This window comes from Acidobacteriota bacterium, from assembly GCA_016196035.1.
Taxonomy (GTDB): Bacteria; Acidobacteriota; Blastocatellia; order RBC074; family RBC074; genus JACPYM01.
On record JACPYM010000117.1, the window covers coordinates 66,016 to 89,060 of the forward strand.

The following is a 23,045-nucleotide window of genomic DNA, read 5'->3' on the forward strand; positions in this document are numbered from 1 at the left end:
ACCGCCGCGTACCTGGCTCTCTCTCGCTGTGCGTCACTAGATCAGTTTGCGAATCAATGTACGGGATAACCGCAGAATTTTACCCAAGCCAGCAAGTCGGCTTCGGTGCTGGTCGCGAGTGCTTCCCGAATAGCTTGTTCCAAGGCTTCGGAGGTCCGCGCCTTGGCTTTACGCAAGTAGGTTTTGATCTTTGACCAGCAGCGTTCAATCGGATTGTAGTCCGGCGCATACGGCGGCAAGTATTCCCACCGCGCACGGCCAGCAGTTCGGCAAGCCCCGCGACTTTATGTGTCGCCAGGTTGTCGCAGACCACGAGGTCGCCGGGCTCCAGCACGGGCGCGAGCACTTCCGCCACATTGACCCGGAAGCTGTCACTGTCTAACGCGCCCTCCAATAACCAGGGCGCTGGGACACCCGCCAGGCGCGAGACCGCGATCAGCGTGTAGTTGCTCCCGTACTTGGCCGGCACGCTTTCGACTACCCGTTCGTTTGGCAAAGCGCGCCCATAAAGCCGGGTCAAATTCAATTGGCGGCCCGTTTCAGCGAGCCACTTGATCCCCGCACCACCCCATCCGCCGCGCGTGGCCGGAAGGCGGCGTGCTTTACAACATGCTGCTGGCCGAAGTGCCGGGCAACGTCGGGCAATATCGCTGGCTCATCCCTGCGAATTTCCCCAGCAGTGCTTTCGTGCGCTTTATGGTGACGGCCACCGACGCCACCAATCGGGTCGGGCTGGATTATTCCAAGCAAGACTTCCGCGTCAGCACGACACCCTGATTCGAGTTCGAGTTTCTAACCCGATACACCTGGTATCGCGTTAGCCCCTGCACCACTCCAAAAGACGCAACCGGATGACTCGCATCCCTGATGGGCGCCGGTTGCGTCTTTGGTGCTTTCTTGCTTTGACAGCTTCAGCCATTGTTATCCCGCCTTGTTACTCAGTTTCCCAAAATGGCTTGAATTGTTGCACCAAAATCACTTGAGTTATTCAGCCAACTTCTATTACAAGAATAATTGCGTTAAATCAAAAATTTTCGTTGACACGATTTTCGCATGGGCGTATAAACGACTTGTTCGGTCATCAGTAGCAACAGCAATTAGCTAACGAAACAACTAACTCATTAACAAGCGAATTCGCGCCTAACTCTTCGCGCCTAACTCTTCGCGCCTAACTCTTCGCGCCTAACTCTTCGCGCCTAACTCTTCGCGCCTAACTCTTCGCGCCTAACTCTTCGCGCCTAACTCTTCGCGCCTAACTCTTCGCGCCTAAACAAGAAACATAAGATTATCCTACCTATCTCTTTAAGTTTTATTGTATCTGGGCTGCTGCTATGCCTCGTAATTCCGGGTAGTCATAGTTTAAGCGCAGTTTTCAATAACTCTACTATGCAAGTCGTTAGCTTGGCTGAGCGTTTTCGCCCGATAAAGATAGAAGCACAGGTGTCTGGCCAAATTGCTATGTTACAAGTTACATTTAAAAACGACTATGAGAAGCCAATAACTGCGTTTTGCGTGGCTGGTGCTGGCAGAGTCACTCTGGATTTTGAAGGTATCAATGTACCGCCCGATGGTCAACGACAAATTGGACCTGGTGAGATTTACACTCTCGATCTTCCCCTAGGTGCTGATCCGAAGAGGGAAAGTCGCGATGTTTTCATTCGCAGTGTGGTTTTTGCTGATAACACCATGGCTGGCGATAAGAGTATCGGCAAAAACATTTTGGATTTTCGTGAGGGTGTTAGGCGTCAAGTTAGTAAAGCATCTGTATTCTTAAGGCAAAATGACAAGTTGCTAAATACCGCAAATATCACCGACGTGCGTAATCATCTAATGAATGCCAAAGTAAGCGTGGAATTACTGCTTGGCCAAGAGGGGGTTGGGGAATCTCCTTATCTAGGGGCCGGTCTCCAGCACGCAAAAGAATGCTTGCTTAGTGATTTGCAAGCATTGATTGAATTGTCAGAGCGGAATGACAGTAAAGAGTTCGAGGCAACTCTTTCGCTATTTAACAATCGCTATCTCAAGTTCATAAGATAAGATGTCACTTGCACTTATTAGTAAGCGATTGGAATACAGGCTAAGTAACGGTCATTTTATCAGAAAGTTGAGTAAGGATGGTTATGACTTTAATTAATCTCAGAATATGCCTAATCACTGCGCTGCTTTTTATTTTGTCAAATAGGACAATTGGGCAATCCCAGAATTGCTATGCTACTTGGACGACAATTACTACTACTTTTAATCTTTGCGGAGGCACAGCTAACAGTATTAGCGGTAACGTCAAGCAAGAGTCAAGAACGCTTCGTTGGCCGGACCAATACACAGACAATTTCAAAGCTACTGGCGCAGGTGGCTGTTTACCTTACCGTGTTACATGCTGTCAGATTAATGCTAGCAGATGTGAAACCTATGGCCTTTTTTATCCAGTGATTCGAAATTCCAATGGGTTTTTCATGCAGATAACTCAGGATACGAAGCCACATCTTTTTTGGGAAGGTGATTGCAGTTTTCCTTGCTTGAACAATAAATACCAATGCTTTTCTCACTTTGAAGGAGGCGGCTATGCAACTGATTATGAACCTGTTGGGCCTGAGAGGCGGTGGGAACCCGAGAACGGACAACATTTATGTGCTACCCCCACCCCAACGCCGCACCCAACGCCGCGAGTCGTTTCTGATGAAGAAAGAGCTTGCGAAGCGGAGCTCTCTAATAACTTTTCCTCTGGCTGTAGTACCAGTACTTTTGGCATAGGCGAAGCTAGAACACTTAGCCCGAATAGATCATGCTGTCGTGTTAGCCCGCTTGTGGTGGATATGGATGGAGACAGTTTTCATTACACGGACGTGGCGGGCGGCGTGAGATTTGATTTGACGGGAGATGGGCGAAAATTTCAGGTCGCCTGGCCGACAATTACCTCCGGCGATGCCTGGCTGGTGTTAGATCGCAATGACAACGGAACGATAGACAGCGGGCGTGAGCTATTCGGTAACTTCACGGCGCAAGTCGCAGACGTTCAGACAGGGAATGGCTTTTTGGCTTTGGCTGAATACGATAAGCCTGTGTATGGCGGCAATGGCGATGGCGTAATAAACGCGCAAGACGAAGTCTTCTCTTTCCTGCAACTATGGCAGGATGCGAATCATAACGGCGTTTCAGAACCAAACGAGTTAACCTATGTTACTGCCCGAAACATCGTCAGCATACCGTTGACCTATTGGGAGGGAACCCTGACTGACCAATATGGCAATCGCTTCAGTTTGAAAAACAACGTTACACTCTCCGATGGCAGTCAGCGCGTAATCTGCGATTCGTATCCTCAATTCGTCCCCATCGAACTATCCATGCCATACCCCCTGCTTGTTTGCGATGGCACAGGGCTGGCCGCCACGACGATTTCCTGGAGCGGGCCGCCAAATGCGCAGATACGTTTTGACTCTCCGCAGGGAGAACTGTGTGCAAGTTCGGGCGGCAGTTTAACGGGCAGCATGGTGACCGGGAAGAGTCTTTACGACGGTCGGCAGATATTCATGGTTGACGGCGCAGACGGTTCATATCTGATGAGCACCGCAATCTCAGTGGTGCCACCTGGCAATGGAGCGGCCGCTTGCCCGTATTGGGTGACCACATCGGGAATCTGTGACGGCGTGTGTACCAGCACCATTTCCTGGAATTTCCCTGAAGCAAGTTTGGTTCAAGTACGCCTGAACTCCTTCACCGGGCCAGTCTTTGCGAATGGCGGCGGAGTTGGGAGCCAGACGAGTAACTTCACGACTGCTCCGGTCTTCTATCTGGTTGATGTTACTAACGGCATGCCGGGTAAGTTACTTGGAAGTTACGCGGTTAATTACTCGACCCAAACTTGCAAGATACTAGCAAGCCCGAATCCGGCAACTGTTTGTGATGGAACTGGCCTCGCGGCAGTAACGCTTAACTGGGATTCGGGATTAAAAGACTCGGTGACACTACAGATTCGGCGGGATTCCGCGACTGGCGAATTGGTTGCTAGCGGAGGTTCATCAGGTACATTCACGACGGGTAAGTGGGTCAGCAATGGAACGCGCTTTGTACTGATCCAAGCTCCTAGCAAGAGCGGCACTACCGATGGGCCTACCCAAGAGTCGCTTGGTTCGACCGTAGTGACAGTGACCTCGAACGGTTGTAATGGTTTCCAGAAAACGGCGCTGAACAAAAACCGACGCTGAATTGCGCGGTGGAAATGCAAAGGGCGGAAGTGGAAATGTGATCATTTCTTCCGCCCTTTTTCTTTTAACGTCTATTGCTTCATTTGCTATCCAGCCGTTTACTTCTGCCTTCCACCTTTGGCGCAATCTCGGCCGCCGCCACAATCGCATTCGCCAACACCGTCGAATCAATCTGCGCCGATTGCGGATCAAGCAATGTTTGCGCGCCATTCAACATCGCGTAACCATCGCCGCCATTCGCCAAAAACGTCGTGCAAGCCAGCGCATAGGTTTTCTTTTCATCGAGCGGTTGGCCGTTGACCGTGCGTTTGACGACGCGCGAGCCAACAGGTTTGCGGCCATCGAAATCGAACTGCACGCCCGCCACTTGCGGGAATCGCCCACTCTCACTTTCTTCGACGACCTGGCTGACGCCGTTTTCCAATGCTGCGCGCAAGACGGTATCGCTCACGGCCTGGGGCTTTCTATCGTCAAATGGATCGCCGAAGCCCATCACGGCTCGATCACCCTGGCCAGCCAGCCCGGCCACGGCAGTACGTTTCGCGTCTCATTACCGCTGGAACAACAGTAGCGTTCCGCGCACAGTATTGACCTACCGCCGCGTACCTGGCTCTTTCTCGCTGTGCGTCATTAATAACCTCGGCGGCGCTCTCACTTTCATCCAGCGTTCATCTTCCCTGACTACACTGGTCCCGGCAGCGCGTGACGCCGCTGCCGGGAGAGCGGTAGAGAGAGCGCAAGCCAAAGGGCCATGCTCGTAATTGCGCCATTACTTGAGCGTGGCCGCTTGCGTTCTCTTCATCGCCTGTAGGACTGAATTCCTTGGGAGGCTCGATGCAAACACCTACATCCGCCCGTCACCGCAGCGTTAAACGCCTGACAACCTTGTTGCTGGCATTGCTGCTGCTGGGGCTGGGATTGGCAACCGGTTCGCGGGGACAAACCAGCACTGACCCGCTGGTCGTGTTGGGCTACAACGAACTGGGCATGCATTGCATGAATCAGGACTTTTCAGAAATCTGCCTTCTGCCGCCTTTCAACACGCTGCGCGCCGAAGTGATTGATCGTTCGGGCACAGAGCCGCGCATCGTCCGCACAGGCGTGACGGTGCGTTACGCCCTTCCTTTCAACACCCGTTCCGCCGACAAAACCAATTTCTGGCGCTACGTCAAAATGCTGTTTGGCGTAGCGCTCGCGCCCAACATCGGCCTGACCGGCAACGGTTTGAGCGGCACCATGCTGCCGACAGCCCGCAATGATTGGGAAGCGAGCGGCATCCCCCTCACGCCGCTGGATGATTTCGGACGCGACAACCCCTATCCACTGGCGCAAATCACGGTCGTGCGCAATGGCCAGGTCGCCGGACAAACGCGCGCGGTCGTGCCGGTTTCGTGGGAAATCAGTTGCAACCTCTGCCACGGCGGCGGCCTCTCGGTCGGCACTGACATTCTGCGCAAACACGACAAGCTGCATAACACCAAACTCGAACAGGCCAAGCCGGTGCTGTGCGCCAGTTGCCACGCCGATCCGGTCTTGAATGCGCCCGGTCAAACAGGCGTTTCGACGCTTTCGCACGCGATGCACCGCGCCCACGCCACGCGCGTCGCCGATTTGAATCTGAGCAATTCCTGTTACGCCTGTCATCCGGGCATGCGCGCGCAATGCCAGCGCGACGTGCATTTGAGCAAAGGTCTCAATTGCACGAACTGCCACGGCGATATGCAGGCTGTCGGCAACGCCAGCCGCCGTCCCTGGGTGGATGAGCCGCGCTGCACCAGTTGCCATCAACGCGCCGGGTTTGAATTTGAAGAGACGGGCAAACTTTACAAGGAATCGCGCGGCCACCAAGGCGTCACCTGTGCGGCCTGCCACGGCAGCCCGCATGCCATCACGCCGACAGTGACGGCGGCGGATAATTTACAGGCCATCAATTGGCAGGGGCATCCGGGCAAAATTGATACTTGTACCGTTTGTCACCGGCAACGCCCGAACGAGACCTTTCCGCATCGGCTGGGAGACTGACGTGGGCTTGTTTGAATGAATGCTGTGTCTTGAACGGGCGGCGCGCGGAGGGGGAACAATTGAAGGGAAATGATTTCACAAGGACTGTCGTGTTACCGCGTTCATGCCCATAGCAAAACGGCCGTGACGACGGCTGACACTATGAACCCTAAAGGAGCAATGCTAACGGGTGCGGCGATGCTGGCGCTCACACCGTGGCGATAAAAACAGATGTTGAATTCGTATTACTTTGTGATTCCCTTTGTCTTGCAAGTCCTGTGGATCGCGGTGGATGAGTTTTATTGTCATCACCAACGCAAATTACCGCGCTGGGAACGTATTGGCCATCCCCTGGACACGATCACCGTGCTGGCCTGCCTGTTTTGGGTTTTATACGTGCCCATCACAGCCACATCGGTGCGCGTGTTTATCGGGTTGAGCATCTTCTCCAGCCTGTTTGTGCTGAAAGATGACGAGGTGCATTTCAAAGAGTGCGGTGTGTTTGAACGTTGGCTGCATACATTGGTGTTGACCTTGCATCCGGTGGTTTTGCTGTGCGCGGGTTTGCTCTGGCCCGCTTTGCAAGGGACGACCGGGCACTTTTACGACTTGATTCAATATCACGGTTTTGAGCACAGCTTTCTTGTCTTTGAAACGGCGATGATCGTGCTCTTTCTCTTTTACCAAACGATCTACTGGAATTTCATTTACCAGCCCGTCAATCGCGTAACACGCCCAACGCTCAAACCGGTTCCGGCGAGCAGTGTAATCCAAGAGCAACCGGGACAGGCCCATCCGCTCCCGGTCTTTGAGTTGGCGTATTCAGAGAAGGAGCAAATGTCATGAGGCCAGGTTTTTTCAAGCCCTTTTTGCGCTTGCTATTCTGCCTGCCGTTGTTGGCGTTCACCACACTGGGGCAAACCAATACCGGCAAGGCCCCGGCTCATCATTACACGCTGGTCCCGGCGGAAAGCAGCTTTACGGTTTTCGTCGCCAAAGCGGGCTTACTGAGCGGCATCGCGCACGATCACAACATCGGCGTGAAAGGCTTCAGCGGCGAAATCAACGTGCCAGGCGCGAGCTTCGACGCGGGCAGCGTGCAACTCGAAGTGCAAACCGAGTCGCTCACGCTGCTGGATAACATCAGCGAAAAAGACCGTGCTGAAATCACTAAAAACATGCGCGGCGCTGTGCTGGAAACCGCCAAGTTTCCCAAGGTGGTTTTCCGCTCGACTTCGCTGACTGGTTTCACACCGAAAGAAAACGGGGCGAGTTTTACCTTGAATGGCGATTTGACGCTGCACGGCATCACGAAACGCCTCGCGCTGCCCGTGACGGTGGTGCAAACGGGGCAGACCCTGCGCATCACCGGCCAATACACCCTGCACCAAACGGATTTCGGCATCACGCCCTATTCCGCCGCGCTGGGCACGATCAAGGTAAAAAACGATGTAGTCATCAAATTCAATCTGGTAGCCAAGTCTTGAAAGATTGACTTCACACGGTGGGACTGGGGCCGCGCGTTTGCGGAGCGATAGGAGTGGACGGTTCACACGTGGCCTCCTGACGCGGCCACAACTGCTTCTATCGTTCCGCAGACGCCCGGCCCCAGTCCCACCGTGTGGCTTTGCTGGGAATTCATCTATCGAAATAGAGATGCCTCATAGCACCTGATTTGAATGAGAGGAGAACGACCAATGCGCGAACGTAAACATGGCTTTACCTGGTTTGGCAGCCTCGGCATCTTGCTGGCATTGACCGGCGCATTGGTGAACGGGCGGCAGCCGCTGGCTTACGCCGCCGTGCAGGCAGACGACCTCGTCACCTTTATCGGCACCCTCGGCGGCACTGAAAGCCGCGCCTTGGGCATCAATTCGTTGGGCCACATCGTCGGCTGGGCCAGTCTGGAAAACGGCAAACAACATGCCTTCCTCTGGGACGGCGCGGCCTTGCGCGATTTGGGCGTGCTGGCAAGCGCGAATGAAAGCGTTGCCTATGCCATCAACGACGCCGGGCAAATTGCAGGCGCGTCGAGCAGTTTGGGCGACATCACGCCGCGCGCCTTCCGCTGGCAAAACGGCACGCTGACGGACATCGGCGCCTTCACCCCACGGGCCATCAACAAAAACGGTGACGTCGCGGGCACGCTGCCAATCAAACGCAACGGCTTGGATTGGTTCGAGCACGCCTGTCTCTGGCGCAACGGCACGCTCACCGATTTAGGCACGCTGGGCGGCAATAACAGTTATGCCTACGCCATCAATGATGCAGGTTTCGTCGCCGGCGTATCGCAAGTGCAAGACGATCTGCGCACAAAGGCTTTCTTGTGGAGCAACGGCACACTCAGCGATTTGGGCGCGCTGGGCGGCAACAGCAGCCAGGCGCTGGCGCTGAGCAATACGAATCAGGTCGCGGGCGTTTCAGACACAGCGAGCGGCGCGCCACATAGCACGCTGTTCGCGCTCAACGCTACAGGCGGCGTGGCCAGCCGCACAGATTTGGGTGCGCTCGACAGTTCGTATAGTTACGCTTACGCCGTCAACGGCAAAGGCCAGACGGTCGGCACGAACGGGCACGCGTTGTTGTGGCAAAACGGCACGGCGTTCGATTTGAATTCGTTGCTGCCCGCCAACAGCGATTGGGTGTTGCAGAACGCGGCGGCCATTAATGACAACGGCCAGATTGCCGGTTGGGGCACTTTTCAAGGTTCGACGTATGCGTTCGCGTTGCGGCCCATTGCCAACGCCTGGACAGCCAGCGTTTCGGCAGCCAGCTATGACGGAACCAAACTCGCGCCGGAATCCATTTGCGCGGCCTTCGGTGTCAATTTAAGTGCGGCGACAGCGGGCACGATTTCAGCAACATTGCCGATCACCTTGGCGGGCACATCCGTGACGGTGCGCGATAGCGCGGGGAGGCTCTGGCCTGCGCCGCTCTTTTTCGTTTCGCCCAACCAGATTAATTATTTGATCCCCGCTGAAGCGGCCAATGGCCCAGCCACGCTGATTGTCAGCAATCGCGCCAATGTACTCACCTTGGGGACGATCAACCTCGCCAAAGTCGCGCCGGGCGTTTTCAGCGCGGATGCCAGCGGACGCGGGTTGGCGGCGGCCCTGGCCTTGCGCGTCAAGGCGGATGGTTCGCAAACCTATGAATCCGTCGTGCGTTTCGATCCCGTCCAAAACAAGTTTGTCGCCGTGCCGATTGATTTGGGCCCAGCCAGCGACCAGGTTTTTCTGATTCTTTATGGCACCGGCTGGCGAAACCGCAGCAGCCAGTCAGCCGTCATGGTCAAAGTAGGCAATGCCGACGCCCCCGTGAGTTTCGCCGGAGCACAAGGTTCTTTGACGGGCCTGGATCAAATCAACGTGTTGTTACCCAAAGCACTCGCCGGAAGAGGTGAAGTTGAGGTATCGTTGATTGCGGACGGCCAAACGGCCAATCCGGTGAGAGTCAGCATTCGCTGAACCTGAACTTCAAGTAATTCAAAAGAAATTTGGTAGTGGCTCAAAGGGGAGAGGTCTTGCTGCAGATGAACGCTGGAAAACGCGGATCAGTCCTGTTAGCCGATTGAATTAATCTGCGTTGGTCGGCGTTGATCTGCGGCGTGGCTCGCTCCCCATTGACCCACTACCAGAAATTTCAAGCACCCTACTTCAAGCACGATGAAGACGCGATTTTTCCTGCACGGTTTGAGCCGATTAGCGTTAGCTATCGCCCTGGGCGGTTTCGCTTTAAGCAACAACGGCTTCGATTTCAAACCCACGCCGACTCAGGCGCAAGCCGTTCAACCTCTGGCGTTCGCCGCCATCGGCGACAGCGGCACGGGCGGAGCGGAACAATACGCCGTGGCCCGCGCGATGGAACAAGCTTATGCGACGACGCCATTTGAGTTGGTTCTGATGTTGGGCGATAACTTTTATGGCGGCGTGGATTACGTCAAGAAATTCGAGACGCCGTATGGCAAGCTCCTAACCCAGGGTGTCAGTTTTTTTGCCGCGCTCGGCAACCACGATAACGGCAAATCCAACCTGGAAACGGGCTACGCGAAATTCAACATGGGAGGCCGCCGCTATTACACGTTCACGCGCAACGGCACTGACGAGCAACCGCTGGCGCAATTCTTCGCCCTCGATTCGGCGCAAATGGATGCGGCGCAGGTGGCGTGGCTGGAGCAGACGCTGAGCCAGTCCACCGCGCGCTGGAAGATCGCGTTTTTCCATCATCCGCTTTATTCTTCGGGCAAGACGCACGGGGCGGATCTGAAATTGCGCGCCCAGTTGGAACCGCTTTTTGTGAAGCACAACGTGCAATTGGTGCTGAACGGCCACGAACATTTTTACGAACGGCTCAAACCGCAAAACGGCGTGCAGTATTTCATCTCGGGCGCGGCGGGCAAGCTGCGCCGGAATAATATCAAGCGCGAGGATCCGGCTTTGGCCTTCGGCAATGACCAGGCGCAACACTTTATGCTTTTCGAGATAAATGCCAACGAACTGACCTTCCGCGCCATTAGCGATAGTGGTGCCGTGCTCGACAAAGGCACATTCAGTGCGCCCCTCAACCACCATGCCCCAGCCGAAAGAGGCCACGAGTGAGCCGCCGCGCAATGGCAGCGCGCGCACGTTGGCGCCGAATTCTGTGCCCTTCCTTGCGACTCTGGCGTCCTTGCTGGCAGGCTGTCGCCGATTCCAAGCAGTTACCGATCACCTCTCTCATAAAACCCGATAAGGAGGAAGCGCTCTTGCGCAAATTCAAATTCCAAGCTTTTCGTCTGTTCAGCGCCGCCTTGGCTCTGATGTTCATCGCCTTGGCCATACAAGCCCAGGATGCTTTTGAAGTCCAGGTCTACGAATATGAGACCGTGCCAAAGGGCATGTGGAATCTCGAAACCCACATGAACTTCACCGGTCGGGGCACGAAATTTTTTGAAGGCCCGGTGGCGCCAACCAATCATCAGTTTCATCTGACCTTCGAGCTGACACGCGGCATCACCGATAATTTCGAGATGGCCGGTTATCTGGTGTTGGCGGCCCGCCCCGATGGCGGCGCCGAATATGCGGGCTGGCGTTTGCGCCCGCGCGTCTCGCTGCCGAAGTCCTGGCATCTGCCCGTAGACGTCAGTCTCAGCGGTGAGGTCGGCTTTCCGCACAAAGTCTACGAAGAGAACTCCGTCACCTTTGAATTCCGCCCCATCCTCGAAAAGAAACTCGGCCGCTGGCAACTCGATTTCAATCCTGTGCTCGCGCGCGCGCTGCGCGGGCCTGGCAAGCACGACGGTTGGGAATTCGAACCGGGGGCGCGCGTTGGATATGGCATCAACGACAAGCTGGATTTGAGCCTGGAGTATTACGGCGCGACCGGGCCGTTGCGCGAGCCGTTGCCACGCGGCGAACAAGTGCATCAATTCTATCCGGGCTGGGATTATCAATTTTCCAAAAACCTCGTCTGGAATTTCGGCATCGGCGTCGGCGTGACTGAAGCGGGTAACCGCTTGGTTTACAAATCGCGCATTGGTTATCTCTTCGGCAAAAAGAAGTGAAACGGATCAGGCTTCTGACGGCTTGCTTACTCCTTCGGCAAGCTGAGGCGGCGCTTTCGCTCTCAGGTTACGGCGGCATCTTCAGCGCCGTAGTTCAAGACTCCATTGACCCGCGCAGTCATATTGCCCGCGCATCAACTCCTCACACGGCGTGGCAACCGCGTGACCAACAGCGGGCGACGCAGCGATTGTCTGTGGCTGTCCCGCTAGCGCTCTTTTTGCACTTCCTGCTACTATTCGCCGCGTTCGGCTCGCAACGTAACGCGCCGTCATCGTCATCAACGTTTTCTTCGCCTTGGTCAGCAGCAGCGCAGTTTCCGGATAAGCGAATAGTGGTTGGTCGTTCAGGGATTGAGCATTCCGGCGTTGTTGACCTTGCTGATGCTCTCGACAAGGTGAGAAGGGGAAGAGCGAGCGAAACGGCGTGCACTTTCTGCGTCAAATACCATGACAGCGATTGAGACTGTGCCTCTTCAATTGAGATGATTTGCAGCGGAATCAAAACACGCAAAGCCTGCAATTGCCTGCTGCTGGGACGAATGATGGTTGTGTTGTTTACACTAACCTGCTCCGCTACAGCGCAGCCAACAGCAATTGTGCAAACTGTGCAAAGCTTGCGCAAAATCAAGGCGGATGCAATGGATGATCCGCTTCCGACTGCTGTTCGCCCTTTGCTGACGCAACTCAAGCGGCAACTGCGTGAGTTAATTTCCGATACGCTCAGTGCACCGCAAACGCGCCGCCTTACTCCGTCACAAGTACGCGCCAACGTGCTGGCGCAACTCGCAAGTATGGGCGTTCGGGTACCACCGCCAGAAACGGAGGGCAGAGATAGCAATGCTTTTGACACGAGTTATGTCTATGGCGACATTCATCAGATCACTGTCAACCGCCCCGTCGGACATCCCGACTTGCTCGCCGTCACAACGACCATTGGAATTTGCTGCGGTGAAGACTCATCGCTTTACCTCTTCAAAAGGCGTGGCAGGCGATGGCAGGTGGTGCTGAGGCAAGAGGCAAACGGCTATGCCGAAATCAACGGCGCGCAGGCGAGGTTCAAGTATGCACTCGCACCTTCAGACAAGCACGGTAATTTCGTTGTCGTAACAGCGAACGTCAATCCTTGGTGCACTTCGAATTGGCAGCAACTGCGCTATCGCGCTATGCGCATTGGCCGTAGCGCGAATCAACCGCGCCTCATATTGAAGCGGGATGCAATTATCTACTTGGGCATTAATCCGCCTGTCTATCGCCTCAAAGTAAGGGCGCAGCGCTTTAGTTTGAAGTTTTACGGTGAGGCAGATCGTCGGGCTATCGAAAACGGTGCTACAACTCGGCGAGTGATCTTGCATTATACCGTTGATGGGAATCGCATCAGGCCAGCAAGGATAACAAAACGATGAGCCACGTTGTGTTGCTCGGTGATTCAATTTTCGACAATACCGCCTATGTAAATGGTGGCCCAGCTGTCCTACAGCAACTTCACGCTGTTTTGCCTGCCGACTGGCGCGCCACGCTTTGCGCCGTTGATGGCAGCATGACAACCAACGTGCAACGCCAGTTGGAGAAATTGCCAAGCGACGCTGATTTCCTGGTTGTCAGCATTGGCGGCAACGACGCGATTGATTCGTCCGACGTGCTCACGCTTAGTGCCCAGTCGGTTGCCGAAGCGCTGGCGCATCTGGCGAGCCGGGCGGATCAGTTTGAATACAACTACCAAGTGATGTTGCGGGCGGTGCTTGATCGCAAGCTTCCGACTACGCTCTGTACGGTTTACTATCCGCGTTTCACCGAAGCCGCCTTCCAGCGCGTCGCGGTGACGGCGCTGACGGTTTTCAACGATTGCATCATCCGCGCCGCGTTTGCCCACGGCTTACCACTGCTCGATCTTCGGCTGATCTGCAACGAAGATGCCGACTTCGCCAATCCGATTGAGCCTTCGGTACAAGGCGGCGCTAAGATCGCGGCGGCAATCAACCAAGTCGTAACCGAACACGATTTCAGACAATCGCACACACGGGTTTTCGTTTAACGCACATGACCAACTCACTCGAATCCAAAATCCAATCCGAACTCACGGTCATTCTCGGCAAAGACGGCGTCATCACCGACGACGCTGAACTGCTCGTGTATGAATGCGACGCGATGACGACGCACAAGACGCGCCCGCTGGCCGTCGTCTTTCCGCGCACGACCGAAGACGTGGCGCGGGTGGTCAAGCTGCTGCACGAACACGAAATTCCGTTTGGCCCACGCGGCGCGGGCACGGGCTTGAGTTCGGGCGCGGTGGCCGTGGGCTGTGAAGCCGGGACGCGCGCCGTCATCATCGAGATGGCGCGGATGAATAAAATCCTCGAAGTGGATTACGCCAACCGCCGCGCCATCGTGCAGCCGGGGCTGATCAACGTCCGCCTGTCGCAAGCCATCGCCACCAACAATTACCATTACGCGCCCGATCCGTCGTCGCAGACTTCGTGCACCATCGGCGGCAACGTGGCCGAGAATGCGGGCGGGCCGCATTGTTTGAAATACGGCGCGACGACCAATCACATTTTGGGCCTGACCGTAGTGCTGCCGACCGGCGAGGTTGCGCAACTGGGCGGTGGCGGGGCCGAGACGATTGGCTACGATTTGCTGGGCGCGTTTGTGGGCAGCGAGGGCACCTTCGGCATTGCGACCGAAGTCACCGTGCGATTGACGCGCACGCCGCAATTGACAATCACGTTGCTGGCCGATTTCCTGGACATCAACGACGCCAGCCGCGCCGTCTCGGCGATCATCGCCGCCGGGTTGCTGCCCGCCGCGCTCGAGATGATTGACAAGGTGGTCATCAACGTCGTCGAAGATTCCGTCTTCGCCGCCGGGTATCCGCGCGATGCCGCCGCGTGTTTGATCGTCGAACTCGATGGCTTGCAGGCTGGCTTGGAAACCCAGGCGCGCCGCGCCGCCGACATCTGCCGCGAACTCGGCGCGCGTGAGGTGCGCGAGGCGCGCGATGAAACCGAGCGCAAGAAACTCTGGGCCGGACGCAAAGGCGCGTTTGGCGCGCTGGGCCGCGTCAGCCCCGATTTGTTTGTGCAGGACGCCGTGGTGCCACGCACCAAGTTGCCTGAAGTGCTGGCGAACATTTACGCCATCGGCGCGAAATACGACATCCGCCTCTCGACGGTCTTCCACGCGGGCGACGGCAATCTGCACCCGAACCTGAATTTCGATGGGCGCGATCCCGACGAGGTCGCGCGCGTGCACGCCGCCAGCAAAGAGATCATGAAACTCTGTGTGGACGCGGGCGGTTCGATCACGGGCGAGCACGGCGTGGGCATGGACAAGATCGGCTATATGCCGATGATCTTCGATCAGGCTTCGTTGGATGCGATGCTGGCCGTCAAGTCGGTTTTCAATCCGACGGGCTTGTGCAATCCGGGCAAGGCGGTGCCGGCGCAGCGGATGTGCAAGGAGTATAAGCAGGGCTTCGATTTTGCCGTGAGCTAATCGTGGAGGTCTTTTATGTCGTACCTGGAAGTGAGCGAACTGACGCAAGACGCTGAAGTCGTCCTGACGGATGAAGCGGATGAACCGCTTGATGACTTCTTCGAAGTTTTCCACGCAAATGCAACAGACCTCATCAGCGGCGGGCGTTCAGAGTTCCGCCTTTAGGCGGTTGCGCGCCGCAGGCGCGTTTGTGGCGCTACGCGCCGCCACCGCCTAAAGGCGGAACTCTGAACACCTGTTCGCCACGGCGTACTTTTCAACCGTTGTTCTAACTGCGGTTGTTTCGATCCAAACACAAATAAGGACAGGGAACAGGATGGTTTCGCGGCGTGATCTTTTACGCGGGCTGGCTGCGGGCGTTTCAGCAGTCAATCCAGCTTGGGCTACGGCTCTTCAACAACTCACAACACCGGCAACGGATAAAGTCGCCGACCGTTTCGCGCTCGTTTATCCAAGCTCCGTCCGGCTGGGCGGCTTCCTCGGCGAACGCTGCCGCAAGAACGAACAGGCGCGCCTGTTGACCAAGAGCGAAAGCGATTTGCTCAGCGGCTTTCAACGTCGTCCTACCCAGGAGGCTGGCAAACAAGCGTGGATTGGCGAGCACGCGGGCAAATGGTTGCACGCGGCAACGCTGGCGTGGGTTTACACGGGCGATGCCGAGTTGCGCGCGAAACTCGATCGTGTAGTCAGCGCGCTGCTGGCGACGCAAAAGGCGGATGGCTATCTGGGCACTTATGCCGACGATCAGCATTGGGCGATGGGGCGCGAACAGAAGTGGGACGTGTGGGTGCACAAATACGACCTGCTCGGCTTGTTGACCTACGCGCAATACACCGGCGATGCGCGTGCGCTCGAAGCCGCGAAGCGCATCGGCAATCTGTTGCTTGCCAACTTCGGCGTGGGTGGGCCATTGGACATCAACGAACGCAGCACGCACGTGGGGATGGCTTCGGGCAGCGTGCTCGAACCAATCGTGCTGTTGTATCGCGCGACCGGCGATCAACGCTTTTTGGATTTCGCGCGGCTCATCGTTGACAAGTGGGAAGCCGCCAATGGGCCGAAACTCGCCAGCCAGCTCGCGGGCAACGTGCCGGTCAATCGCACGGCGGATGGCAAAGCCTACGAAATGCTGTCGTGTCTGGTGGGCCTGTGTGAGTTGTATCGCGCGACGGGCGAGGCGCGTTATTTGAATCCGGTGCTCAATGCCTGGCTCGACATCGTGAACAACCAACTGCTCGTCACCGGCAGCGGCAGCAGCGCCGAGCATTGGACGGAGGCGCGGCAATACCTTTCGAGCGTGAATGACAAAGTCGCCGAGACCTGCGTGTCGGTGACGTGGATTCAATTGAATCAGCAATTGCTGCGGCTGACGGGCAATGCCAAGTACGCCGACGAATTGGAGAAGACCTTTTACAACCACCTGGCCGCCGCCGAGCGGCCCGATGGCGCGGCTTGGTGCTATTTCACCGCGCACGACGGGCGCAAGCCTTACCAGACCGAGCAGAACTGTTGCACGTCGAGCGGGCCGCGCGCGTGGGCAATGCTGCCGACGTTCGCGTATCAAACGACCGATGACGGATTCGTCATCAACTGCTTTGGGCCAAGCACGGCGACGCTGAAATGGAAAGACGGCAAGACGGTGACGATCCGGCAAGAGACGAACTATCCGGTCGAAGGCCGCGTCGTCATCAGCGTCACGGTGCCGGAGCCGTTGAAATTCGCGCTGCGCGTGCGCGTGCCCGCGTGGTCGCAACTGAGCGGCATCAAGGCCCGGCCCGGCGATTATTGGCTGTTGCGCCAAACGTGGAGCAAGACGCAAACCCTCGTGCTCGATTTCGCGCTGCCGGTGCGGCTGGCAATGGGCAGCGGCGCGCAAAGCGGACGTGTCGCCGTGTTGCGCGGGCCGCAGGTGCTGGCACTGGACGAGCAATTCAATCCCGACCTCAAACCGTTTGCGGCTGTCGCGTTGACCAGTGCCGCGCCAAAGCTGAAAACCAATGTTGGGTTGCGCGACGCCGATGGCTTGCCGGTTTACGAAACCGAAGGCGTGGTGACGCGTGACACCGGGCAGCATCGCGCGGGTGATCGAGCGACGTTGCGTTTGACGCCGTTTGCCGCAGCGGGCGCGACAGGAAAAGAGTTGGCGGTGTGGCTGGGCGCGGCATCAGGTTGAGGGGGGGTCTGTGCTTCCCAAACAAACTTCAAATTGAGGACTATCAGCCGCAGATGAACGCGGATAAACGCCGATGGTTTTATCCGCGTTTATCCGCGTTCATCTGCGGCAAGTCGCTCTCACCCATACTGCTGAAAAAGGATGACTGAATGAAACTTCGCTGCATACCGCTCATCACCTTGCTGCTGGCTTTTGCAGCCACAGCGTTCGCCCAACAACAAACCACGCCACCACCGGTAACGCCCGCGCCCGATTCGCCCGAAGCGTTGCAACGACGGATTGATCAGATGCAAAGACGCATGCAGGATTGGCCGCAACTGGGCCGCTATCGCGACAAGAATGCCGGCGTGCAACCGCCCGCCAAAGGCGAACAGCGCGTCGTTTTCATGGGCGATTCGATCACCGATAGTTGGAAGCTGGATGAATACTTCCCCGGCAAGCCGTATATCAATCGCGGCATCAGCGGCCAGACAACGCCGCAAATGCTGATTCGCATGCGGCCCGACGTGATCGCGCACGCGCCCAAAGTCGTCGTCATTCTGGCGGGCACCAACGACATCGCGGGCAACACCGGGCCGATGACCGTCGAGATGATCGAAGACAACTATGCTTCGATTGCCGAACTCGCCAAGGCCAACGGCATCCGCGTGGTGTTCTCATCCGTGCTGCCGGTGCACGATTACAACGAGCGCAGCAAAAAGACCGCTGGCCGCCCGCCCGAAAAGATTCTGCAACTCAACGCCTGGCTTAAAGACTATTGCGCCAAACACGGCCACATCTATCTCGACTACTTCGGCAAGATGGTGGATGAGCAAGGCTTCCTCAAAGCCGAACTCGCCAACGACGGCCTGCATCCGAACGCGGAAGGCTACAAAATCATGGCCCCGCTGGCGGAAGCGGCGATTGCACAAGCGCTCAAGAAGAAAGGATGAGAAGTGAGGGATGAAGGATGAGGGATGAAGGATGAACAAATCCTTTTTCATCCCTCATCCTTCATCCTTCATCCCTCCAAAGATGCACCACATCTCCGTCATTCGCGGCGACGGCGTAGGCCCTGAGATCAGCGATGCAACGATGCGCGTGATCGAGGCGGCGGGGGTGAAGTGTGCCTGGGACGTGGTGCCCGTCGGACAATTGGCCGATGCGCGCTACGGCGCCACCTTGCCGCGCGAATCGCTGGACAAGCTGCGCGCCAGCCGCGTCGTGCTGAAAAGCCCGCTCGTCATCGTGCCGATGGGCCACAAGGTCGTCATCGAACACGACGACGGTTCGCAGCGCATTTACTCCAACGCCAACACGGCGCTGCGGCTCGAACTGGGCGCTTACGTCAACGTGCGGCCTGTGCGCGCCTTCGAGGGCGTGCGCGCCCACACGCCCAAACTCGATGTCGTCATCATCCGCGAATTGACCGAAGACATTTACAGCGGCTACGAACACCAGGTCGGCGAGGATGCCGCTACCGCCATCAAGATCACCACGCGCAAGGCGTCTGAACGCGCGGTGCGCTTTGCTTTTGAATACGCGCGGAAGAGCGGACGCAAACACGTCAGCGTGATTCACAAAGCCAACGTGCTGCAATTGACCGACGGCTTGTTTCTGCGCACGGCACGCGAGGTAGCGCGTGAATACGACGACGTGCGCTTTGACGATGCGATGGTGGATTCGTGCGCCTATCAGTTGGCTTGTTTGCCTGACGTATGGGACGTGCTGGTGATGCCGAATCAGTACGGCGATATTCTCTCGGATTTGTGCGCGGGCTTGGTGGGCAGCTTTGGCTTAGCCCCCGGCGCGTGTTTTGGCGAACAGTGCGCGATCTTCGAGGCGGCCCACGGCGCAGCGCCCGATCTGGCGGGCAAGAACGTCGTCAACCCGACGGCGCTGATCTTGTCGGGCGCGCTGATGCTGGATCATCTGGGCGAACGCGAGGCCGCGCAACGCATTCGCAAGGCGGTCAAGACGGTGTTGCAACAAGGGCGCACGCTGACGCCGGATTTAGGCGGTTCAGGCAAAACCACGGCGATGACCAACGTCATCATTGATCATCTATGAGATGTGGGGCACGAGTAGCGCAACCCTGCCGAGGTTGCGCAGCTTCATCAACTCCAGCCCTGGCCGCAACTGAAACCATGTTCGTAACAGATGCAGCCGCGCAACCTCGGCAGGGTTGCGCTACTCTCGCGGGCGCCGTCGCTTTGTTCACTTGCCCACACTCAACCGCACCTCAACATTCGTCATCTGTTCGCAGGCCTGCAATTCAAAATCCGGCTGAGTTGCGGCCAGGCGCAACAACCGCGCGCGCACCGCCCGATCTCCCACCGCAAAACTAGCTGCCGGCGGGCGCAATGCGCTAACTGTGACAGCTTCGGCGTAGAGGCGATAGCGGCCCGGCGCTACTCTGTTGAACCCGAAGCGGCCCGCCTTATCCATGACCAGCGTCTCGGCGTAGCGCACCAAATCATCCGCCGCAGCAGCCTCTGCCGGCATCAGATAAACGCGCGCCTGTTCGGGCAAAGCGTTGCCTTCAGCCGCGACCAGACGGCCCCACAAATTGGCGGCCCCGGGCGCAAGCATCAGCGTGATGCCGCTCAGGTCTTCGCCCGGTTTGAGCGGCAGCCCTGTGCGGCCCAGATCAATCTCTCGTAAAGGCTCGCGTGCGCCTCGGTCTGCGGCGGGCAGCAACGTCAACGCGCGCAAATACCAGCCCTCGGTGCGGGCGCTGACCAACGGCCAATACGCCCCGGCAGCCAACCCGCGCAAGACAAACTCGCCTTTGGCATTCAGCCGCGTGTAAGCATACGCAGTCTCGCCTGCCTGGCCTGTTTCCATCCGGCGCGCAGTGATTGAGACCTCTTCAAGCACGGGCGGGCTAGGCGGCGTGCATTTGCTCTCTGGCGCGGGGCTGACGGGTGGATTAGCCGTGATGACGCGCCCGGCCAACGAACCGAGCGGCAAGAGCGTGAGCGTGATGCCAGTGACATCCGCGCCTTTCACTTGCACACGACGCGGCGCGGCTTGCGCCAAATTACCGAGCGGGTTCTCATAACGCACCGCGGTCAGTTCGTATTCGCCTTCCGGCACAGCCTGAAAGCTGAAGTCCGTCTCGCCGCTATTCGCGCTCAGCGTGGCCGTGTTGTAACTGGCTTCACTACCCACCTGTTTGAGCACCAGGTTGATGCCGCCCCGCCCCGCGTTGCTGGGTGCGGTGGCGCCCGCGACTTTGCCGCTGAGCTGGTGGCCGCGTTCGCCGCGATAGCGAATATCAATGCCGCTCGCTTCTTCGCCGAGCTTCACTATGATTTCCTGAGCCGTCGCGCGGTCGGCGGCGGGGTGATAGGTCGGCGTCTCGTTCTGATAGGCCGAAAGCGGCGCGGCAGACTGGCTTGGCCCGTTGGCGACTACGAGATAGGTGCCTTCGCGCAAGCCGTACAAACGATAGATGCCGCGATCATCGGTTGGTTGTGTCTGTTCGGCGCTCCCTTCAACCAGACGGCCCGTGGCATTGCGAATCATCTGTGCAGCGACGCTGACCGCTACGACCGGTTCGCCCAGCGCATTGGTGACGCGCCCGGTGATAACGCCGCCTTTGACCATGGTGAGCGTGGCGGTGTCACCGGGATGGAAGGACGAGGTTGAGGGGCGTTGCATCGTGTAACCCGGCGCATAGGCGTTCAACGAGTATTGCCCCGTCGTCAAACCATCGAAGCTGAATTGGCCTTCGTCATCGCTGGCGGTTGAACCCGAAGCACTGCTGCCACCAATCTGGTACAGCGTAACCGTAATATCGGGCAGCGGCTCTCCGTCAGTGCCAACAACACGCCCTGTCAGCTTGGCGTTGTTGGCGGGAGCAGGCGTTTGGCTTGGCGCGGGGACGCTGAGACTGAACCAACACAATAACAGCAGCCAGGTAAATTGGCAGGTTATGCGTTTCATTGCCGCCTCCCTTGTGCTGACAGATCGAGCGTCAGCGTGACTGGCGTATCGCCCGTGTTGCCGACGGTGATGGTTTGTTTGGTGGAAGCAATCAAGCGGACGGTGGACACTGGCGGCGGGCTATTCGGAACAATTTGCGTAATTGGCACATAGACAGAAACACGCAATTCATAGGTGTCAGCCGTGAGGTATTCCAGCGCAAATCGGCCCTGCGCATCCGCATCGGTGCTCCATCGAGTAGAGTTCGGACTCCCGCTCGGATACGCCGCGACAGACACGCGCGCATTGGCGGGCAAGACAGCGCCAGTAAGCTGGATTTGACCCAGGATGCGCGCACTGCCATAGGTCAGCACAACCCGCACTCCGCTGAGCGGCACGTTGACTTCGAACACCCGGCCCAACACTGCGCCGTTGTGTTCGACGCGGACGAACTCAAAACCGCGCGACTCATAGCTGTTGCCGATAGATAGGCTGTAGCTGCCCGGCTCGATACCGCTAACACGAAAGCTGAAGTCCGATGCGAGCGTGCCGGAATTGCCATAAGGTGAGCGGAGCGCCACCTTCCCCTGTCGAGTCAGGTAGAGTTGCAGCCGCTTCGCGCGCGCCAGCAAAGCCGCATCGGTGACACCTTCAACCATGACTTTGCCACTCACTTGCAAGCCGCGCCGCGCCACAATTTCAAGGCGGGTCGCTACGCCTTCACTCACCTCGAAAGGCTGCGGTTCGGCGTAATACTCGCTGTCCTTGCCATCGTTCCAGTTGTGAATAAAGGCAGCGTAACGGCCCGGCAGGACGCCCTCAAAGCGCTTTTCCCCCTGGCTGTCAGTGACGACTGCATCGCTGTTCACTCGACTAATATCACCAAATGGCTGTGGCCGGATGCTTCCATATCCAACGTGTAAATCAGGCAACGGACGCCGCGTCTCGGCTTCAATCACGCGCACCGTGATGGCGTGCCCGCGCAAACTCGCGCCCAGCTTGATGTCCACCTCGCTGGTCTCGCTGCCATAGCCGACTTCAATCGCTTTCGGCTGCGCCTCGTCAGCCGTGGCGGCCATGTCGTGATGATAAGTGAGTTTGTAGGCGCGGCCTTTTCCGTAGTTGTAGCGCACCGCCCCAGCGCCTTCGTCTTGGCCCACTGCCACCAGATAGCGCCCAGCCGCCAAGCCATACACGCGGTAAATGCCGCGATCATCCGTCTTGAACGTGTTGGCGTAAAGTTGATTGTAGGGCGTCTTCACCCCACTCGCGTTGAGGCGGAACAGCTTGATGTATTCTTCGATCAACGGGCGGCCTGCCGCATCGGTGACGCGCCCGGTAATGACGCCGCCGCGTTCGAGCGTGAGGTCTTGTCCTTCGAGTTGCTCACCGGCGTTGAGCATCACGCTGCGTCCATCCTCGCCGGTGCTCACGTATTCGCGCGCCGCCGCATATATTTTGAAGCTCCCGGCGGGCAAGCCCGTCAACCGGTACTGCCCCACGGCATCCGTCTTGGCCTGCGCGCTGGCGCGTTGCCCGCTGTTGTTAGCCGGCAAAGCCAGTACGGTCACGCCCTGCGCCGGTTTGCCGCCCAACGTGACGCGCCCGCTGATCGTTCCCGTGGCTGGATTGGTTTGCGCCAGCAGCGCGGGGCTGAAACAAAGGAGTGCCAAGACAAAGCCGAGTCGAAGCATTGAAGCAAAAGGAAGCTGCATAAACCCTCCCT

General features: G+C 57.5%; 20 protein-coding genes. 16 read left to right on the forward strand and 4 right to left on the reverse strand.

Features of this window, described 5'->3' with window-relative positions; genetic code table 11:
- Positions 1-53: 53 nt before the first annotated feature.
- Entirely contained in the window at positions 54-239 is a 186-nt protein-coding gene (locus HY011_32900) for a transposase (protein MBI3427747.1), read from the reverse strand.
- 358 nt (positions 240-597) lie between these two features.
- On the opposite strand from HY011_32900, the gene HY011_32905 reads away from it, so the two are divergent.
- The 3 genes from HY011_32905 to HY011_32915 all read left to right on the forward strand — a co-directional run bounded on the left by HY011_32905 (position 598) and on the right by HY011_32915 (position 4,202).
- Positions 598-777: a hypothetical protein gene (locus tag HY011_32905; GenBank protein ID MBI3427748.1), complete on the forward strand. Its 180-nt coding sequence runs from the start codon at positions 598-600 to the stop codon at positions 775-777.
- A gap of 624 nt (positions 778-1,401) precedes the next feature.
- The gene (locus HY011_32910) at positions 1,402-2,037 is read left to right on the forward strand and encodes a hypothetical protein (GenBank protein ID MBI3427749.1); all 636 of its coding nucleotides are present in this window, start codon (positions 1,402-1,404) and stop codon (positions 2,035-2,037) included.
- An 83-nt stretch (positions 2,038-2,120) separates the two neighbouring features.
- Positions 2,121-4,202 (forward strand): hypothetical protein, encoded by a 2,082-nt coding sequence (locus HY011_32915; GenBank protein ID MBI3427750.1) that lies wholly within the window; start codon positions 2,121-2,123, stop codon positions 4,200-4,202.
- A gap of 79 nt (positions 4,203-4,281) precedes the next feature.
- Here the strand turns inward: HY011_32915 and HY011_32920 are convergent, their stop codons facing one another.
- Entirely contained in the window at positions 4,282-4,695 is a 414-nt protein-coding gene (locus HY011_32920) for a 5'-nucleotidase C-terminal domain-containing protein (GenBank protein MBI3427751.1), read from the reverse strand.
- Between the two features lie 341 nt (positions 4,696-5,036).
- Here HY011_32920 and HY011_32925 point away from each other — a divergent pair, with 341 nt between their 5' ends.
- From HY011_32925 to HY011_32985, 13 genes are all read left to right on the forward strand, one after another.
- The gene (locus HY011_32925) at positions 5,037-6,224 is read left to right on the forward strand and encodes a hypothetical protein (GenBank protein MBI3427752.1); all 1,188 of its coding nucleotides are present in this window, start codon (positions 5,037-5,039) and stop codon (positions 6,222-6,224) included.
- Positions 6,225-6,434: 210 nt separating this feature from the next.
- A complete protein-coding gene (locus tag HY011_32930; GenBank protein ID MBI3427753.1) occupies positions 6,435-7,049 on the forward strand; it encodes a hypothetical protein in 615 nt (204 codons plus the stop codon).
- The gene (locus HY011_32935; protein ID MBI3427754.1) at positions 7,046-7,690 is read left to right on the forward strand and encodes a YceI family protein; all 645 of its coding nucleotides are present in this window, start codon (positions 7,046-7,048) and stop codon (positions 7,688-7,690) included. The genes HY011_32930 and HY011_32935 overlap by 4 nt, the downstream gene beginning before the upstream one ends.
- Before the next feature lie 210 nt (positions 7,691-7,900).
- On the forward strand, positions 7,901-9,670 hold the full coding sequence (locus tag HY011_32940; protein MBI3427755.1) for a hypothetical protein: 1,770 nt from the start codon (positions 7,901-7,903) through the stop codon (positions 9,668-9,670).
- Positions 9,671-9,868: 198 nt separating this feature from the next.
- Entirely contained in the window at positions 9,869-10,801 is a 933-nt protein-coding gene (locus tag HY011_32945; GenBank protein MBI3427756.1) for a metallophosphoesterase, read from the forward strand.
- 146 nt (positions 10,802-10,947) lie between these two features.
- A complete protein-coding gene (locus HY011_32950; protein ID MBI3427757.1) occupies positions 10,948-11,745 on the forward strand; it encodes a transporter in 798 nt (265 codons plus the stop codon).
- 551 nt (positions 11,746-12,296) lie between these two features.
- On the forward strand, positions 12,297-13,148 hold the full coding sequence (locus HY011_32955) for a hypothetical protein (GenBank protein MBI3427758.1): 852 nt from the start codon (positions 12,297-12,299) through the stop codon (positions 13,146-13,148).
- Positions 13,145-13,777 (forward strand): SGNH/GDSL hydrolase family protein, encoded by a 633-nt coding sequence (locus HY011_32960; protein MBI3427759.1) that lies wholly within the window; start codon positions 13,145-13,147, stop codon positions 13,775-13,777. Before HY011_32955 ends, HY011_32960 begins: the two co-directional genes overlap by 4 nt.
- 5 nt (positions 13,778-13,782) lie before the next feature.
- Entirely contained in the window at positions 13,783-15,237 is a 1,455-nt protein-coding gene (locus HY011_32965) for an FAD-binding protein (protein MBI3427760.1), read from the forward strand.
- A gap of 15 nt (positions 15,238-15,252) precedes the next feature.
- Entirely contained in the window at positions 15,253-15,402 is a 150-nt protein-coding gene (locus HY011_32970; protein ID MBI3427761.1) for a hypothetical protein, read from the forward strand.
- A gap of 151 nt (positions 15,403-15,553) precedes the next feature.
- The gene (locus HY011_32975) at positions 15,554-17,410 is read left to right on the forward strand and encodes a glycoside hydrolase family 127 protein (protein ID MBI3427762.1); all 1,857 of its coding nucleotides are present in this window, start codon (positions 15,554-15,556) and stop codon (positions 17,408-17,410) included.
- Between the two features lie 149 nt (positions 17,411-17,559).
- Positions 17,560-18,342 carry an SGNH/GDSL hydrolase family protein gene (locus HY011_32980; protein MBI3427763.1) on the forward strand — a complete coding sequence of 261 codons (783 nt, stop codon included), beginning with the start codon at positions 17,560-17,562 and terminating at the stop codon, positions 18,340-18,342.
- A gap of 82 nt (positions 18,343-18,424) precedes the next feature.
- Positions 18,425-19,459 carry an isocitrate/isopropylmalate dehydrogenase family protein gene (locus HY011_32985; GenBank protein ID MBI3427764.1) on the forward strand — a complete coding sequence of 345 codons (1,035 nt, stop codon included), beginning with the start codon at positions 18,425-18,427 and terminating at the stop codon, positions 19,457-19,459.
- Positions 19,460-19,606: 147 nt separating this feature from the next.
- Here HY011_32985 and HY011_32990 read toward each other — a convergent pair whose 3' ends face one another.
- Together HY011_32990 and HY011_32995 are read right to left on the reverse strand one after the other, a co-directional pair.
- Positions 19,607-21,340, reverse strand: a complete 1,734-nt coding sequence (locus HY011_32990; GenBank protein MBI3427765.1) for a carboxypeptidase regulatory-like domain-containing protein — start codon at positions 21,338-21,340, stop codon at positions 19,607-19,609.
- Positions 21,337-23,034, reverse strand: coding sequence for a carboxypeptidase regulatory-like domain-containing protein (locus HY011_32995; protein ID MBI3427766.1), 1,698 nt, complete (start codon positions 23,032-23,034; stop codon positions 21,337-21,339). Before HY011_32995 ends, HY011_32990 begins: the two co-directional genes overlap by 4 nt.
- Positions 23,035-23,045: the final 11 nt, after the last annotated feature.

Bases quoted from the DNA above. Each gene is read 5' to 3' on its own strand.
- HY011_32970 (MBI3427761.1), top strand. From the start codon at position 15,253: ATGTCGTACCTGGAAGTGAGCGAACTGACGCAAGACGCTGAAGTCGTC.
- HY011_32985 (MBI3427764.1), top strand. From the start codon at position 18,425: ATGCACCACATCTCCGTCATTCGCGGCGACGGCGTAGGCCCTGAGATC.
- HY011_32940 (MBI3427755.1), top strand. From the start codon at position 7,901: ATGCGCGAACGTAAACATGGCTTTACCTGGTTTGGCAGCCTCGGCATC.
- HY011_32995 (MBI3427766.1), bottom strand. From the start codon at position 23,034: ATGCAGCTTCCTTTTGCTTCAATGCTTCGACTCGGCTTTGTCTTGGCA.
- HY011_32925 (MBI3427752.1), top strand. From the start codon at position 5,037: ATGCAAACACCTACATCCGCCCGTCACCGCAGCGTTAAACGCCTGACA.
- HY011_32975 (MBI3427762.1), top strand. From the start codon at position 15,554: ATGGTTTCGCGGCGTGATCTTTTACGCGGGCTGGCTGCGGGCGTTTCA.
- HY011_32965 (MBI3427760.1), top strand. From the start codon at position 13,783: ATGACCAACTCACTCGAATCCAAAATCCAATCCGAACTCACGGTCATT.
- HY011_32945 (MBI3427756.1), top strand. From the start codon at position 9,869: ATGAAGACGCGATTTTTCCTGCACGGTTTGAGCCGATTAGCGTTAGCT.
- HY011_32980 (MBI3427763.1), top strand. From the start codon at position 17,560: ATGAAACTTCGCTGCATACCGCTCATCACCTTGCTGCTGGCTTTTGCA.
- HY011_32930 (MBI3427753.1), top strand. From the start codon at position 6,435: ATGTTGAATTCGTATTACTTTGTGATTCCCTTTGTCTTGCAAGTCCTG.
- HY011_32990 (MBI3427765.1), bottom strand. From the start codon at position 21,340: ATGAAACGCATAACCTGCCAATTTACCTGGCTGCTGTTATTGTGTTGG.
- HY011_32960 (MBI3427759.1), top strand. From the start codon at position 13,145: ATGAGCCACGTTGTGTTGCTCGGTGATTCAATTTTCGACAATACCGCC.
- HY011_32920 (MBI3427751.1), bottom strand. From the start codon at position 4,695: ATGGGCTTCGGCGATCCATTTGACGATAGAAAGCCCCAGGCCGTGAGC.
- HY011_32935 (MBI3427754.1), top strand. From the start codon at position 7,046: ATGAGGCCAGGTTTTTTCAAGCCCTTTTTGCGCTTGCTATTCTGCCTG.
- HY011_32915 (MBI3427750.1), top strand. From the start codon at position 2,121: ATGACTTTAATTAATCTCAGAATATGCCTAATCACTGCGCTGCTTTTT.